The 14,337-nt window shown below is 62.2% G+C and carries 11 protein-coding genes and 1 tRNA gene; 9 read left to right on the top strand and 3 right to left on the bottom strand.

Annotated features, from left to right (window positions below; translation table 11 throughout):
* Nucleotides 1–157 precede the first annotated feature (157 nt).
* From rplS to J5278_RS02375, 6 genes are all read left to right on the top strand, one after another.
* A complete protein-coding gene (rplS, locus tag J5278_RS02400) occupies nt 158–721 on the top strand; it encodes a 50S ribosomal protein L19 (protein ID WP_142824650.1) in 564 nt (187 codons plus the stop codon).
* A 149-nt stretch (nt 722–870) separates the two neighbouring features.
* Entirely contained in the window at nt 871–1,668 is a 798-nt protein-coding gene (locus J5278_RS02395) for a transporter substrate-binding domain-containing protein (protein WP_142824649.1), read from the top strand.
* A 28-nt stretch (nt 1,669–1,696) separates the two neighbouring features.
* Nucleotides 1,697–2,515: an amino acid ABC transporter permease gene (locus tag J5278_RS02390; protein ID WP_142824860.1), complete on the top strand. Its 819-nt coding sequence runs from the start codon at nt 1,697–1,699 to the stop codon at nt 2,513–2,515.
* Between the two features lie 246 nt (nt 2,516–2,761).
* Nucleotides 2,762–4,171 (top strand): 3-isopropylmalate dehydratase large subunit, encoded by a 1,410-nt coding sequence (gene leuC / locus J5278_RS02385; protein WP_209185302.1) that lies wholly within the window; start codon nt 2,762–2,764, stop codon nt 4,169–4,171.
* Nucleotides 4,172–5,131: 960 nt separating this feature from the next.
* Nucleotides 5,132–6,415 (top strand): FAD-binding oxidoreductase, encoded by a 1,284-nt coding sequence (locus J5278_RS02380; RefSeq protein ID WP_209185466.1) that lies wholly within the window; start codon nt 5,132–5,134, stop codon nt 6,413–6,415.
* Nucleotides 6,416–6,460: 45 nt separating this feature from the next.
* Nucleotides 6,461–7,993 carry an aldehyde dehydrogenase family protein gene (locus tag J5278_RS02375; protein WP_209185303.1) on the top strand — a complete coding sequence of 511 codons (1,533 nt, stop codon included), beginning with the start codon at nt 6,461–6,463 and terminating at the stop codon, nt 7,991–7,993.
* Between the two features lie 54 nt (nt 7,994–8,047).
* On the opposite strand, the gene J5278_RS02370 is transcribed toward J5278_RS02375, so the two are convergent.
* Nucleotides 8,048–9,367, bottom strand: a complete 1,320-nt coding sequence (locus tag J5278_RS02370) for a glucoamylase family protein (protein WP_209185467.1) — start codon at nt 9,365–9,367, stop codon at nt 8,048–8,050.
* 360 nt (nt 9,368–9,727) lie between these two features.
* On the opposite strand from J5278_RS02370, the gene J5278_RS02365 reads away from it, so the two are divergent.
* Together J5278_RS02365 and J5278_RS02360 are read left to right on the top strand one after the other, a co-directional pair.
* A complete protein-coding gene (locus J5278_RS02365) occupies nt 9,728–10,228 on the top strand; it encodes a ferritin-like domain-containing protein (RefSeq protein ID WP_142824646.1) in 501 nt (166 codons plus the stop codon).
* Nucleotides 10,229–10,428: 200 nt separating this feature from the next.
* Complete coding sequence (locus J5278_RS02360; RefSeq protein WP_209185304.1) at nt 10,429–12,471, top strand: NAD(+) synthase; 2,043 nt, start codon at nt 10,429–10,431, stop codon at nt 12,469–12,471.
* Nucleotides 12,472–12,520: 49 nt separating this feature from the next.
* On the opposite strand, the gene J5278_RS02355 is transcribed toward J5278_RS02360, so the two are convergent.
* On the bottom strand, nt 12,521–13,282 hold the full coding sequence (locus J5278_RS02355; RefSeq protein WP_209185305.1) for an IclR family transcriptional regulator C-terminal domain-containing protein: 762 nt from the start codon (nt 13,280–13,282) through the stop codon (nt 12,521–12,523).
* Nucleotides 13,283–13,483: 201 nt separating this feature from the next.
* Nucleotides 13,484–13,558: transfer RNA gene (locus J5278_RS02350), tRNA-Gly, on the bottom strand.
* A gap of 249 nt (nt 13,559–13,807) precedes the next feature.
* On the opposite strand from J5278_RS02350, the gene J5278_RS02345 reads away from it, so the two are divergent.
* Nucleotides 13,808–14,317 carry a prolyl-tRNA synthetase associated domain-containing protein gene (locus J5278_RS02345; RefSeq protein WP_209185306.1) on the top strand — a complete coding sequence of 170 codons (510 nt, stop codon included), beginning with the start codon at nt 13,808–13,810 and terminating at the stop codon, nt 14,315–14,317.
* The last annotated feature ends 20 nt before the right edge of the window (nt 14,318–14,337 follow it).

Below are 14,337 nucleotides of genomic sequence, written 5' to 3'. Positions count from 1 at the left end.
GTAACTGCCCACGCGGACATGGGGTCAACCCCGTCGACCAGCAAAGAAATAATAGTGAATTCGCCCCCGTCCGAAAGGACAAGATCCCGCGGCATCGACCTACGGATACTGGCAGGGCGCTCTGGCTGTTTCAGAAGAACTCGAAAAGGTTAGACCAATGAACATCATTCAGGAACTGGAAGCCGAACAGGCTGCCAAGATCTTAGCCGTACGCAAGCTGCCGGAATTCTCCCCGGGCGATACGCTCCGCGTCAACGTCAAGGTAACCGAAGGTACGCGCACCCGCGTGCAGGCCTATGAGGGCGTCTGCATCGGCCGTTCGGGCGGTGGCATCCACGAGAACTTCACGGTTCGCAAGATTTCCTACGGCGAAGGCGTCGAGCGCGTATTCCCGATGTATTCGCCGATGATCGAAAGCGTCGACGTTGTCCGTCGCGGTAAGGTCCGTCGCGCCAAGCTGTACTACCTGCGCGATCGTCGCGGCAAGTCGGCTCGTATCGTTGAAGACACCGGTATCCGCGCCCGCAAGCTGAACGACGCCGAGCGCGCTGCAATGGCCGAAGAGAAGGCCCGCATCGAAGCTGAGAAGGTCGCAGCAGCACAGGCACTGGCCGCCGAGAAGGCAGCAGCCGAAGCCGCTGAAGCAAAAGCCGCCGACGAAGCAGCAAAGGCGAAGGCCGCTGAAGAAGCCGCCGCTGCCGCCGAACCTGCTGCAGAATAAGCCTTCAGGCTTTGACGCAAAAATAGTATCTGGAAAGGGCGGTCTTTGGGCCGCCTTTTCTGTTTTTATCGTCCCGGCCATGCCATTGCCCTTGCCAGCGACTTTGCACCTGTGACAATTTCGCGATTGGCCATTTGGGGAGATTTTCCATGACGTTCCGCCGCTCGTTCCTGCTGGGTCTGACCGCCCTCGTCCTGTCACCGCTCGCAGCCCTTGCCGCCGATCTTCCGGATCTGAAAGGCAAGACGGTCGTCGTCGTCACCGAGAATGCCTATCCTCCGCTGCAGTTCGTCGAGCCGAAGACCGGCAAGGCAATCGGCTGGGAATACGATGCGATGAACGAGATCGCCAAGCGGCTGAATTTCAAGGTCGAATACCAGAACACCAGCTGGGACGCGATGATCCAGGCGGTGTCAGACGGCCAGTACGCCATCGGAATGACCGGCATCACCATCAAGGAAGACCGTAAGCAGAAGGTCGATTTCTCCAACCCGTACATGCGCTCACAGCAATTCATGCTGGTGCGCGGCGACGAGAAGCGCTTTACCGACGCCAAGACGTTCGCCGCCTTCAAGGACGGCCTGGTCGGTGCCCAGCCGGGCACCACGCCCTTCTACACATCCGTATACGAAGTGCTCGACGGCAACGAGCAGAACCCACGCATCAAGCTGTTCGAAACCTTCGGCGCCACCGTCCAGGCCTTGAAGACCGGCGACGTCGATACCGTGCTGACGGACGGTACGGCTGGCAAGGGCTATGTCGAGAGTTCCGGCGGCGCCCTGAAGCTGATCGGCGGCCCGCTTGGCGTCGAGGACTTCGGTTTCATCTTCCCGAAGGGATCCGACCTCGTGGCTCCCGTCAACGCCGCCATTGCTGCACTCAAGGCAGACGGCACCTTCGCGGCGCTCGATAAGAAATGGTTCGTAGACTACAAGATGGGCGGCTGATGCTCGATACAGTGAAGTGCCGCCGGTGATTGCAGCCCAGCCCTCGCCGAGCGGCAAGGACAAGGGCGACTACCCCTGGTGGCTGGTCGCCCTGATCGTCATCTGCGTGGCGGTCGCCATCGTCATCGCCACCAGCGGCCTCTATACCCAGGTCTTCCTCACCGTCGTTACCGGCGCAACGATCACCGTCTTCGTGACTCTGGTCTCCTTCGTGCTGGCGACGCTGCTCGGGCTCGGCGTCATGCTTCTCGGGCGCGCCGACAACGTCGTCCTCAGGCAGGTCTCGCGCTTCTATATCGAGGTGATCCGCGGCATCCCGATGCTGGTGCTGCTGTTCTACGTCGCCTTCGTCGGCGCACCCGCCATCGTCGCTGCCTATAACATGCTGACCGCGCCGCTGGTGGCTGCCGGATGGACCGAGCCGCTGATGGTGCGCGAGCTGTCGCTGATGTGGCGGGCGATCATTGCCCTGACGATCGGATATGCCTCGTTCATCGCCGAGATCTTTCGCGCCGGCATCGAAGCGGTCGACCACGGCCAGATCGAGGCATCGAAGGCGCTCGGCCTCTCCCGCGTCCAGCGCTTCCGGCTCGTGGTCTTCCCGCAGGCGATCCGCGTCATCCTGCCACCGTTGTCGAACGACTTCGTCTCGATGGTCAAGGACTCGTCGCTGGTCTCGGTGCTCGGCGTTGCCGACATCACCCAGATGGGCAAGGTCTACGCCTCGGGCTCCTTCAGGTTCTTTGAAACCTATTCGATTGTCACCTATATCTACCTGATACTGACGGTTGGCCTGTCGCTGTTGCTAAGGCAGTTCGAGAAGCGGATGCGCCAGGTCAGGCGCTAGAACCCCAATGATTCGAATTGCCGTGCGCCAGAAAAATTGGTAAAGCCAGCCCCATGGAATCGAAGTTTAGATGCATCGGCGGAGAGACTTTCGTGCTGCAGGACCACAAGCGTCTGCCGGCCCGTTTCTTCGCGATAATTTCTGGCGCGCTCAACAGCCGGGTTTGCTGATCGAGCCCTGCGGCCGGCGAGCCCCTCGCCGCCCCATCATTTTCCGCGATACCCACTCCAATATGGATCCGCCGCCATGACAGCACCCCGCACGCTCTATGACAAAATCTGGGACGACCACGTCGTCGATACGCAAGACGATGGCACCTGTCTTCTCTACATCGACCGTCACCTCGTTCATGAAGTGACGTCGCCGCAGGCCTTCGAAGGCCTGCGCATGACGGGCCGGACCGTTCGCGCGCCGCAGAAGACGCTCGCTGTCGTCGACCACAACGTGCCGACCTCGCCGGATCGCCACCTCGGCATCAAGAACGAGGAAAGCCGCATCCAGGTCGAGGCGCTGGCCACCAATGCCGCCGAATTCGGCGTCGAGTACTATTCCGCCAGCGATATCCGCCAGGGCATCGTCCACATCGTCGGCCCCGAGCAAGGCTTCACCCTGCCGGGCATGACCATCGTCTGCGGCGACAGCCACACCTCGACGCACGGTGCCTTCGGCGCTCTGGCGCATGGCATCGGCACATCCGAGGTCGAGCACGTGCTGGCCACGCAGACGCTGATCCAGCAGAAGGCGAAGAACATGCTGGTGCGCGTCGACGGGAAGTTGCCCGACCACGTCACCGCCAAGGATATCATCCTTGCCATCATCGGCGAGATCGGCACCGCCGGCGGCACCGGCCACGTCATCGAATTTGCCGGCGAAGCCATCCGCGCCCTGTCGATGGAAGGCCGCATGACGGTCTGCAACATGACCATCGAGGGCGGCGCCCGCGCCGGCCTGATCGCCCCCGACGAGAAGACTTTCGAATACATCAAGGGCAAGCCACGCGCACCATCCGGCGAGAACCTGGAAAAGGCCATCGCCTACTGGAAGACCCTGCAGACTGACGAAGGCGCGCACTACGACAAGGTCGTCGTGCTCGATGCCGCCAACCTGCCGCCGATCGTCTCCTGGGGCTCTTCGCCGGAAGACGTCGTCTCCGTGCAGGGTGTCGTGCCAGATCCGGCCGAGATCGAGGACGAGAACAAGCGCACCTCCAAGCAGCGCGCCCTCGACTACATGGGCCTGACCGCCGGCACGAAGATGACCGACATCAGCATCGACCGCGTCTTCATCGGCTCTTGCACCAACGGCCGCATCGAGGATTTGCGCGCCGTTGCCAAAGTTGTCGAAGGCCGCACGGTTGCGCCGACGGTCGACGCGATGATCGTGCCCGGCTCCGGCCTCGTCAAGGAACAGGCGGAAGCCGAAGGCCTCGACAAGATCTTCAAGGCTGCCGGCTTCGACTGGCGCGAGCCCGGCTGTTCGATGTGCCTGGCGATGAACGACGACCGGTTGAAGCCGGGCGAGCGCTGCGCCTCGACCTCGAACCGCAATTTCGAAGGCCGCCAGGGCCACAAGGGCCGCACCCATCTGGTCTCCCCCGCCATGGCCGCCGCCGCCGCCATCGCCGGCCACTTCGTCGACATCCGTGAGTGGAAATAGGCATAAGCGGATAAACGAGTTAACCGGAGGCCAAAAAACCCGGCCTCCGGTTCCAAGTCCAAGAGCTAGCTTCGTAAGTTCGTCGTCGACGGGATTGGCCATTCCCCTGAAAACGAAACGCGGTCGCAGAAGCCAAACTTTTCGCCACGACATTACCCACGATTTCCCCAATTTCCCTCACTCCTGTGCTCGTCACCGGAATGAGGGAAGGAAGTGGGGGCCTCTCTGAGCAAGGCCTTGTAAACTCAAGTCTATCGAGGCGCCCAACTCCGTGAAAAGGGATCAATTTCTACCACGTATTCTAAGATCCAACTTCGCCTGGGATGCGCGCCCCCACTTCCCTCATTCCTGTGCTCGTCACAGGAATCCAGTAACGGCGCGTCTGCGCCGTGGGAGGACTCTCTGTTGGCGAGGAAAGTGTTTATCGCCCAAAGACTTGGGCGGCTGGATTCCTGTGACAGGCACAGGAATGAGGGAGGTCGCGGGTGGCTTTTTTGCTTTTGTGATCTTTCTGACCTCACACACACTCTCTATCTCTAGCACACTCTCCTCTCTCGCTTCCCTCCATCGCCCTGGTTGCTGTCTACGCAGGCACGTCTTCAAGGGTCCGCAGAAAGTGGATCCCTTCGAGCCCCTTAGGCTCGGCATGCCTGTGTGGCGTAACTCCGGCAGCTTTTCCCGTTACGGGACGTGGGTCGGAAACAGAGGATCCGGAGTTGCGGATAAAAACTGTCGAACGGGGCACATCTGGTGTCACTTAACTAAAAAATCATCAGGCACTCGGTGTGCCCGGCACACGATGTGCCCCGGCCATCGGAATTGTCATGACACGGACCGAACAGGCCGCGTGAATGAGTTGGTGGGGGCCGGCCGCTCGGGCCGGTGCAAAGCCCTCGGAATCGTCTTTCACAACCGTAAGTCGGGCGCTAAGGTGGGCCCACGCAACGAATGGACCGAATGATGCTCAACGACCCGCGCTCCCATGGCCTATGGGAAAAGACTGCCCCGCCGCCGCCTGTGACGCAGCCGCTTGCCGGCGCGGTATCGGCCGATGTGGTGATCGTCGGCGGCGGCTATACGGGCCTGTCGTCGGCCCTGCATCTTGCCGAGGCCGGCACGCGCGTAGTGCTGCTTGAGGGTAACGAGATCGGCTTCGGTGGCGCCGGGCGCAATGTCGGGCTGATCAATGCCGGCATGTGGGTGATGCCCGACGACGTGCCGGGCGTGCTTGGCCCGCTCTACGGCGAGCGCCTGCTCGATACGCTCGGCAACGGCCCCGAACTGGTGAAAGCGCTGATCGACAAGCATGGCATTGCCTGCGAATTGGAGCGCAACGGGACGCTGCACTGCGCCGTCGGCGCCGACGGGCTGAAGGAGATCGAGGCCCGCGCCCGCCAGTGGGCAAGCCGCGGCGCCCCCGTGACTGTGCTCGATGCCGACGAGACGCGCCGCCGTATCGGCAGCGACGGCTATGCCGGTGCGCTGCTCGATATGAGGGCTGGGACGCTGCAGCCGCTTGCCTATGCGCGCGGGCTTGCCGAGGCAGCCATCCGTGCCGGCGCAACACTCCACACCGGCAGCCGCGTTACGGAGACCAGCCGCGAGGGCAGTCGCTGGGTGGTAAGGACAGCCGCCGGCAGCGTCACCGCCGACTGGATCGTCGTCTCCACCGATGCCTACAGCACCGGGCCGTTCGAACAGGTGCGCGGCGAGCAGGTGCTGCTGCCCTATTTCAATTTTGCCACCGTGCCGCTGGGAGACAATCTGCGCAAATCCATCCTGCCCGGCCGCGAAGGTGCCTGGGACACCAAGGAAGTGCTGTCGTCCTTCCGCATGGACCAGGCGGGGCGCCTGGTGTTCGGCAGCGTAGGGGCACTGCGCAACACCGGTGCCGCAATCCACAAGGGCTGGGCCCGGCGGTCCCTGAAGCGGCTGTTCCCGCAGCTTGGCGATATCGAATTCGAGTGCGAGTGGTACGGCAAGATCGGCATGACAGACAATGCCCTGCCGAGGTTTCACAGGTTCGCCGAAAACGTCGTCGGCTTCAGCGGCTATAACGGGCGCGGCATCGCGCCAGGCACGACATTCGGAAAGACCCTTGCAGCCCATATCCTCGGACAGATCGGCGAAAACGAGTTGCCGCTGCCACCGACCGAGGTTGGCGCCCCCCGCTTCCGTGCCGTCAAGGAAATGTGGTACGAGGCCGGCGCCCAGATTGCCCATCTTGCCGAGTCCCGCTTCTAGCCAGCGGCCAGGCCACCATCAGACCAACTCAAGGGACAGCCTCACATGACCGCTCTCGATCTTGCCCAGGAAACCAAAAAGATCCTCACCGACCTCGGCGTCGCCACGGATCGCTTTACCGGCGGCACCCTGTCGGTAACATCGCCGATCACAGGCGGCGAAATCGGCCGCCTGCCGGAGCACTCCGTTGCCGAGGCCCGGGCGGCAATCGACGGGGCGCACGAAGCCTTCCTCACTTGGCGCAAGGTTCCGGCGCCGAAGCGCGGCGAACTGATCCGCCTGCTCGGCGAAGAACTGCGCGCCGGCAAGGCAGCGCTCGGCAGGCTTGTGTCCATCGAGGTCGGCAAGATCACCTCGGAAGGTCTCGGCGAAGTGCAGGAAATGATCGACATCTGCGATTTCGCGGTCGGCCTGTCCCGCCAGCTCTACGGCCTGACGATCGCCACCGAGCGCTCCGAGCACCGGATGATGGAAAGCTGGCACCCGCTCGGCGTCACCGGCATCATCTCGGCCTTCAATTTCCCCGTTGCCGTCTGGTCGTGGAATGCGGCGCTGGCGATGGTCTGCGGCAATTCGACGGTGTGGAAGCCATCGGAAAAGACGCCGCTGACGGCGCTCGCCACCCAGGCACTGTTCGAAAAGGCGCTGAAGCGCTACGTCGCCGAGGGCGGTTCTGCGCCGGCTAATCTTTCGACGCTGCTGATCGGCGGCCGCGATATCGGCGAAGCGCTGGTCGATCACGTCAAGGTGCCGCTGGTCTCTGCCACCGGCTCGACCGCCATGGGTCGCACTGTCGGCCCGAAGCTTGCCGCCCGCTTTGCCCGCGGCATTCTCGAACTCGGCGGCAACAACGCCGCCATCGTCTGCCCGACGGCCGATCTCGACCTGACGCTGCGCGGCGTCGCCTTTTCGGCGATGGGCACGGCAGGCCAGCGCTGCACCTCGCTGCGTCGCCTGTTCGTCCACGAGAGCGTCTACGACCAGCTGGTACCGCGACTGCAGAAAGCCTACGGATCGGTCAGTGTCGGTAATCCGATGGAAGACGGCGTGCTGGTCGGACCGCTGATCGACAGGCAGGCGTTCGACAAGATGCAGTCGGCGCTGACAGCAGCCAAGGCAGAGGGCGCAACCGTCACCGGCGGCGAGCGCGTTGAGGTCAATGGCGCAGATGCCTTCTATGTGCGGCCGGCGCTGGTGGAGATCCCGACGCAGACCGGTCCGGTCGTCGAGGAAACCTTCGCGCCGATCCTCTATGTCATCAGGTACAGCGATTTCGATGCGGTTCTCGACCTGCACAATGCCGTGCCGCAGGGCCTGTCGTCGTCGATCTTCACCAACGACATCAGGGAAGCAGAAACCTTCCTCTCGTCGCGCGGTTCGGATTGCGGCATTGCCAACGTCAATATCGGCCCTTCCGGCGCCGAGATCGGCGGGGCTTTCGGCGGCGAGAAGGAAACTGGCGGCGGCCGCGAATCCGGCTCGGATGCCTGGCGCGCCTATATGCGTCGCGCCACCAACACCATCAATTACGGCCGCACGCTGCCGCTCGCCCAGGGCGTCAAGTTCGACGTCGAATAAGGGATGCTACATAGAATCCGCGGCGGCCGGGGCCGCCGCGCATTCCTTTAAAAATCAGGAGATGGCGTCCGGCGCGCCATCGAGCCAGCCGCCCTTGAAACCGGCCTTCTCGAGGCCCTTGCGCATGATCGGCGAGCCGCGCAGGAGCTTCCAGATCAATCCGGTGCGGTCGTTCTCGATCATGATCACCAGGAGACCCTGGTCGATGGCGACCGAGCGGTCATCGACCCAGCCGTCTGGTCCCTTGCCTTCGACGGTCGGGTTAAAGCCGCCGACGAAGCATCCGTCGAGCATGATGTTGGGATAGGCCGACATCAGCGCCCGGGTACCGCTGAGGGCTGCCTTGCGGTCGAAGGGCAGGCAGGAGAGCGGCGCCCAGGGGGCGATGGTGCCGTCATCCGGGCCGAACGGTGCGCCACGGGCGGCATAGCCCAGCACTTTCGGTCTCCCGCGCCGGCTATGGCGGCCGCCTGTCGGGTTGGGTCCGTCGCAGGCGGTCAGGCCCCAGACCTCGCGGCTATAGCCGGCAAAATGGCCGGGGTTGCGGTCGGCATAGTCGCGCTGCGTATCGATGGCGATCTGGGTGTTGAGAAAATAGTCGCTGTCCTTCTCCGCCATGTACTTGTCGCGGATACCGCGAAAGTCGATCCAGGCGTGGGAGAACAGGTGGATGAAAAGCGGGCCGGCATAGAGGAACGGCTTGTTCTTGACCATCATCCAGTTGTAGGTCGAGGCAAAGGCATCGTAGCATTTTGCCGGAATGGGATGGGTCGGCGACGCCATCGCCATGGCATAGAGCAGGATCGCCTCGTCGTAGCCCTGCCAGCGCCAGCGCAGGAAACCGCCGCCCGGCTTCCAGCCCATCGTCAGCGTGTCGCCCTTGTTCAGCGCCCAGCGCCAGTCGGCCCGCTCGTAGAGCATGGTCGCAAGCTCGCGGATCTCGGCATCGTCGGGCTCGTCGCGGTCGAAATAGGCGGCGACGGTGAGGACGCCCATGAACAGCAGGGCGGTGTCGATAAGCGACAGCTCGCTGTTCCAGGCGCGGTTGCCGGTCTTCATGTCGATGAAATGGTAATAGAAGCCGCGATGGCCGGTGGCCGCGCGTTCCTCGCCCTGGTCGCTGTCGGCAAAGAAATTCAGCGTCGTCAGGATGATTTCGGCTGCTTCCGTCCGGTCGATCCAGCCGCGCTCGATGGCGACGGGATAGCTCGAAAGCGCAAAGCCGACAGCCGCGATGCTGCAGTGGCTGCCCTTGATCGAGGTGTCCGCCACAAGCCCGTTTTCGCGGTTGGTGTGGCGCAGGAAATAGGTGAAGGCAGATTTCTGAAGGCGATCGACGAGGGCATCGTCGGTTTCCTCGCTGCGTTGAAGCATTGCAAATCCATCCATTGTCCGCCCCCTCCATGTGCTTTGCGGCATGCCAAACGTCAACTGCAAATCAATGTGATCGATGCTGCCACGCGTTCATCAACGATTGCTTAAGAAAGTGGCGTCTGCCCTATCCGCAGCCAAAAATAGTTGCGAAAGACCGCCAGAATTCAACTCACGGGGGCGTCAAGAATTAAAGGTCGGTGTGAAAAGCGACAATCGAGGCGGCCGACAGCCCGGGAAATTATCGGTGCTCCAGCGTCTCCTCGGTATGGGGGAAGTCGATTTCAATGGTCCGGAACCGAGCGGAACAATTGCTCGGAATGCAGGTTGAGTCACCTGAAAGCCAACCCACAGGAGAACCTCATGGCCGACAAAACACTCAACGACCTCTTCATCGACACGCTGAAAGATATCTATTTCGCCGAGCGCCAGATCGTGAAAGCGCTGCCGAAAATGGCTCGTGCTGCGCAGTCGCCGGAACTGAAAGCTGCCTTCAAGAAGCACCAGGAAGAAACCCAGGGCCAGATCGAACGCCTGCAGCAGGTTTTCGAACTGGTCGGCAAGCCCGCCCGCGGCAAGACCTGCGAAGCCATCCAGGGGATCATCGCCGAAGGTGAAGAGATCATCGAGGAATTCGCCGGCTCGCCAGCCCTTGATGCAGGTCTGATCTCGTCCGCTCAGGCGGTCGAACACTACGAGATCGCCCGCTACGGCACGCTGAAGAACTGGGCGACACAGCTCGGCATGAAGGAAGCCGCCGACCTGCTCGATGCAACGCTGCAGGAAGAAGGCGCAACTGACGAAGCGCTGACTCAGCTGGCCAACGCTTCGGTCAACGACAAGGGCAAGAAGAAGGTCGCCTGAGGCACCTCTTCTCCATATAGAAAGGCGGTCGTCCCCGGGGCGGCCGCTTTTTTTGGCTTTCCACCCGCCTGAAGCTTGATATCGGCGACATCAAACTCTGGCGCATCGCCCTTGTCGGACCGCTGCCTGAGGGCGTAATAGAAGGACATAGTTGACGTGATTTTCGCCCTGCCCCCCGGCGGCGGCGAAGGGAGACTGCGATGACCTTCTTCTCCGCCTACGACCAGGGTTTCGTGCGTGTTGCCGCCTGCACTCCCGTCTGCGAGATAGCCGATCCCGCCGCCAATGCTGCCGAGATCATGCGGCAGGCGACAATCGGCCATGCCGAGCATGTCGCCCTCATGCTGTTTCCCGAGCTGTCCGTCTCCGCCTACGCTATCGACGATCTGCTTGGCCAGAGCGTGCTGCTCGAGGGCGTCGAGAAGGCCCTGCTCGATATCGCGGCCTTCACCCGCACGATCGCGCCGGTGCTGATCGTCGGTGCGCCGCTGCACAAGGATGGCCGGCTTTATAATTGCGGCGTTGCCATCCATGACGGCAAAATCCTCGGCGTGGTGCCGAAATCCTATCCGCCGAACTACCGGGAATTCTACGAGCGCCGCTGGTTCGCCGCCGGCCGCACGATTCGCGGTTCGTCCATCACTGTCGGCGGCCAGACTGTGCCGTTCGGCGTCGACCTGCTGTTTGAAGCTGAGAACCGTCCCGATTTCGTCTTCCACATCGAAATCTGCGAGGATTTCTGGGTGCCGACGCCGCCGAGCGATTTCGGCGCACTGGCAGGGGCGACCATTCTTACGAACCTGTCGGCCAGCAATATAACGGTCGGAAAGTCCGATACGCGCAAGCGCCTTTGCGCCACGCAGTCTTCGCGGGCTCTGGCGGCCTACGTCTATTCGGCAGCCGGTCCCGGCGAATCGACCACCGATCTCGCCTGGGACGGACAGGCCTGCGTCTACGAGCTCGGCGAGCTTCTGGCGGAGACGGAGCGCTTTCCGGGCGGCTCGCAGATGTGCATCGCCGATATCGACGTCGAGCGTCTGAAGCAGGAACGCCTGCGTCAGGGAACGTTCGGGGAAGCTGCCCTCAATGTCGACCCGAACCGCGCGTTTCGCCGCGTCGGCTTCAGCACTGCGCGGCCGGAGGGTGACAGCGACCTGCGCCGCACCGTTGCCCGTTTTCCCTTCGTGCCCGCAGATCCGAGCCAGCTGGCGCAGGATTGCTACGAGACATTCAATATACAGGTGCAGGGCCTGCAGAAGCGCCTCAAGGCGACCGGCATCAAGCGGCTGTGCATCGGCATTTCCGGCGGCCTCGATTCGACCCATGCGCTGCTGGTGGCTGCCCGCGCCTTCGACCAGCTGGGCTGGCCGCGTTCGGATATACTGGGCTTTACCATGCCGGGTTTTGCGACCGGCGACGAGACGCTGGCAAATGCCTGGGCGCTGATGCGCAGCCTCCATATCACCGCCGACGAGATCGATATCAAGCCGCTGGCGCTGCAATTGCTGAAGGATCTCGGGCACCCCTTCGCAGGCGGCGAGCCGGTCTATGACGTGACGTTCGAGAATGTGCAGGCAGGCTTGCGCACCGACTTCCTGTTTCGCGCCGCCAACCAGCGCAACGCCTTCGTGCTCGGCACCGGTGACCTGTCGGAAATCGCGCTGGGATGGTCGACCTACGGCGTAGGCGACCATATGAGCCACTACAACGTCAACGCCTCGGTTTCGAAGACGCTGATCCAGCATCTGGTGCGCTGGGTCATCCACTCGAACGACTTTGACGCCGACACAAACGCCACGCTCGACCGGGTGCTGAACACCATCATCTCGCCGGAGCTTGTCCCGGCTGGTGCCGATGGCGCGATCCAGAGCACGGAGGACCGGATCGGCCCTTACGCGCTGCACGATTTCGCGCTCTATTACATCAGCCGCTACGGGCTGAAACCGTCGAAGGTTGCGTTCCTTGCCTATCACGCCTGGAAGGATGCCGAAGCCGGCGCCTGGCCGCCGAATTTTCCGGCAGAGAAAAGGCAGGCCTATACGCTGCCGGAGATCAAGCACTGGCTGGAAAATTTCCTGTTCCGCTTTTTCACCATCAGCCAGTTCAAGCGCTCGGCCTCTCCGAACGGCCCGAAGGTTACCTCCGGCGGCTCGCTGTCGCCGCGCGGCGACTGGAGGGCACCGTCCGATGGCAATGCCCGGCTCTGGCTGAAGGAACTGGCGGACAACGTGCCGGATGTGTGAGACGTTGGCGTCCCGCCGCGATGGCTCCTGATGCCCCGATGCGTCGGGATCAGCTGAGGATCCCGGCTAGTTCCCGGCTCGTCTGCTGGAGAGCGTCGAGATACTGTGCCACGACCGAGGGCATGGGCTCGTCCGACATGGGAAGGCCGGTGTTGAGCGCTGCGACGACCTGGCCACGGGCATTCTTCAGCGGCACGGCGATCGAGCGCAGCCCGATCTCGACCTCCTGGTCGACGGCGGCGTAACCCTGCGCCCTGACGCGTCCGAGCTCATCAAGGATGACGTCCGGATCTGTCATCGTAAAAGGGGTCCTCGCGGTCAGCGGCGCGCTGGATAGCAGCGCGCGCGCCTGATCTTGCGGCAGCGTGGCGAGGAGAATGCGGCCCATCGAGGTGCAGTAGGCCGGCAGGCGCGATCCCGGCATCAGCGTGATCGACATCACCTTGCGCTCGGCGGCGCGCGCCACGTAAACGATTTCGTGTTCGTCGAGGATCGCCACGGACGTACTTTGCCGGATCGTCTCGGACAGCCTGTCGAGGAAGGGCTGGACGATACGCGGCAGCGGCATCGATGCCAGGCAGCCAGTGCCGAGACGCAGCACCCTCGGGGTGACGGTGAAGTATTTTCCATCATAGGCACAATAGCCGATATCGGCCAGCGTCAGCAGGCACCGCCGTGTGGTGGCGCGATCGAGGCCAGCGATTGCGGCCGCCTCCGAAATGCTGAGGCGCGGTGTCTCGGCCGTAAACGCTTCGATGACGCGCAGGCCCTTGGCAAGGCCGCCCATCATGTCACTCGGCTTCATGTCCATCAGAGCCCTCTCCGTGCGATATGGCAACAATTTGCTTATATCGCTCAGGTCGGTGATGGTCGAGGTGCGGGATTTACGCTTGAACCTAACGCGTCAAAACGCACATACAGACGCGAAGTCATGTGTCTGAATTTTATTTTTAGTGTTGGAGGGTTTTTACTCAGTTGAGTTCCCGTCATCGACAGATGTCGAGAGGGAAATTGGAGCGGGTGAAGCGATTCGAACGCTCGACCCCAACCTTGGCAAGGTTGTGCTCTACCCCTGAGCTACACCCGCTCATCCCACTGGTCCGGGGGTAGTCTGTGGACCGTGGCGCCACCTTGCGGCGACGGGCGCTATATGGCCCAACCGTTTTTCAAATGCAACAGGAAATTTTTCGGCTTCGAGAAAAATTTGTCACACAGTTCGGAGCGTATGCGAAAAACCGTTCAGCAGCAGGACTTTCGCCTCGAAAGATTGCCAAAAGGCGGGCAGGGACGTATCACCGCAGCGACCCATTCTGCAGACGTTGCCAAGTGAGATCCGATGACCGAGCCGACCCCGAAAACCCGCGCCGATCTGTTCGCCTTTCTGGACGCGATGGGCATCGCCCACAAGACGCTCGAGCATCCCGCCGTGTTTACCGTCGCCGAATCCGTATCGCTGCGCGACCAAATTCCCGGCGGCCATACCAAGAACCTTTTCGTAAAGGACAAGAAGGACAACTTCTTCCTTCTGACTGTCGAGGAAAACGCTGCTGTGGACCTGAAAACGGTCCACACCCTCATCGGTGCGGCCAGCAAGGTGTCGTTCGGCAAGCCGGAGAAGCTGATGGAATATCTCGGCGTCATCCCTGGTGCCGTGACAGCATTCGGCGCGATCAACGATATCGGCCACCACGTCACCTTCGTGATCGACGAGGCGCTGATGGCGGACGACATCATCAATTGCCACCCGCTGTCGAACGAGGCAACGACCTCGATCGCCACGCAGGATCTCGTGCGCTTCATGGAGGCGACCGGCCACACGCCGCTCGTCTTGAAAGTTGCGTCCTGAGATACGATTATAAACGCTGT

Origin of the sequence: Rhizobium sp. B21/90 (assembly GCF_019355815.1) — a bacterium.
In the GTDB taxonomy this organism is placed as follows: domain Bacteria; phylum Pseudomonadota; class Alphaproteobacteria; order Rhizobiales; family Rhizobiaceae; genus Rhizobium; species Rhizobium rhododendri.
This window is presented reverse-complemented; position numbering and strand designations above follow the sequence as displayed.

Bases quoted from the DNA above. Each gene is read 5' to 3' on its own strand.
- J5278_RS02375 (WP_209185303.1), top strand. From the start codon at position 6,461: ATGACCGCTCTCGATCTTGCCCAGGAAACCAAAAAGATCCTCACCGAC.
- rplS (WP_142824650.1), top strand. From the start codon at position 158: ATGAACATCATTCAGGAACTGGAAGCCGAACAGGCTGCCAAGATCTTA.
- leuC (WP_209185302.1), top strand. From the start codon at position 2,762: ATGACAGCACCCCGCACGCTCTATGACAAAATCTGGGACGACCACGTC.
- J5278_RS02380 (WP_209185466.1), top strand. From the start codon at position 5,132: ATGCTCAACGACCCGCGCTCCCATGGCCTATGGGAAAAGACTGCCCCG.
- J5278_RS02360 (WP_209185304.1), top strand. From the start codon at position 10,429: ATGACCTTCTTCTCCGCCTACGACCAGGGTTTCGTGCGTGTTGCCGCC.
- J5278_RS02370 (WP_209185467.1), bottom strand. From the start codon at position 9,367: ATGCTTCAACGCAGCGAGGAAACCGACGATGCCCTCGTCGATCGCCTT.
- J5278_RS02345 (WP_209185306.1), top strand. From the start codon at position 13,808: ATGACCGAGCCGACCCCGAAAACCCGCGCCGATCTGTTCGCCTTTCTG.
- J5278_RS02395 (WP_142824649.1), top strand. From the start codon at position 871: ATGACGTTCCGCCGCTCGTTCCTGCTGGGTCTGACCGCCCTCGTCCTG.
- J5278_RS02365 (WP_142824646.1), top strand. From the start codon at position 9,728: ATGGCCGACAAAACACTCAACGACCTCTTCATCGACACGCTGAAAGAT.
- J5278_RS02355 (WP_209185305.1), bottom strand. From the start codon at position 13,282: ATGGACATGAAGCCGAGTGACATGATGGGCGGCCTTGCCAAGGGCCTG.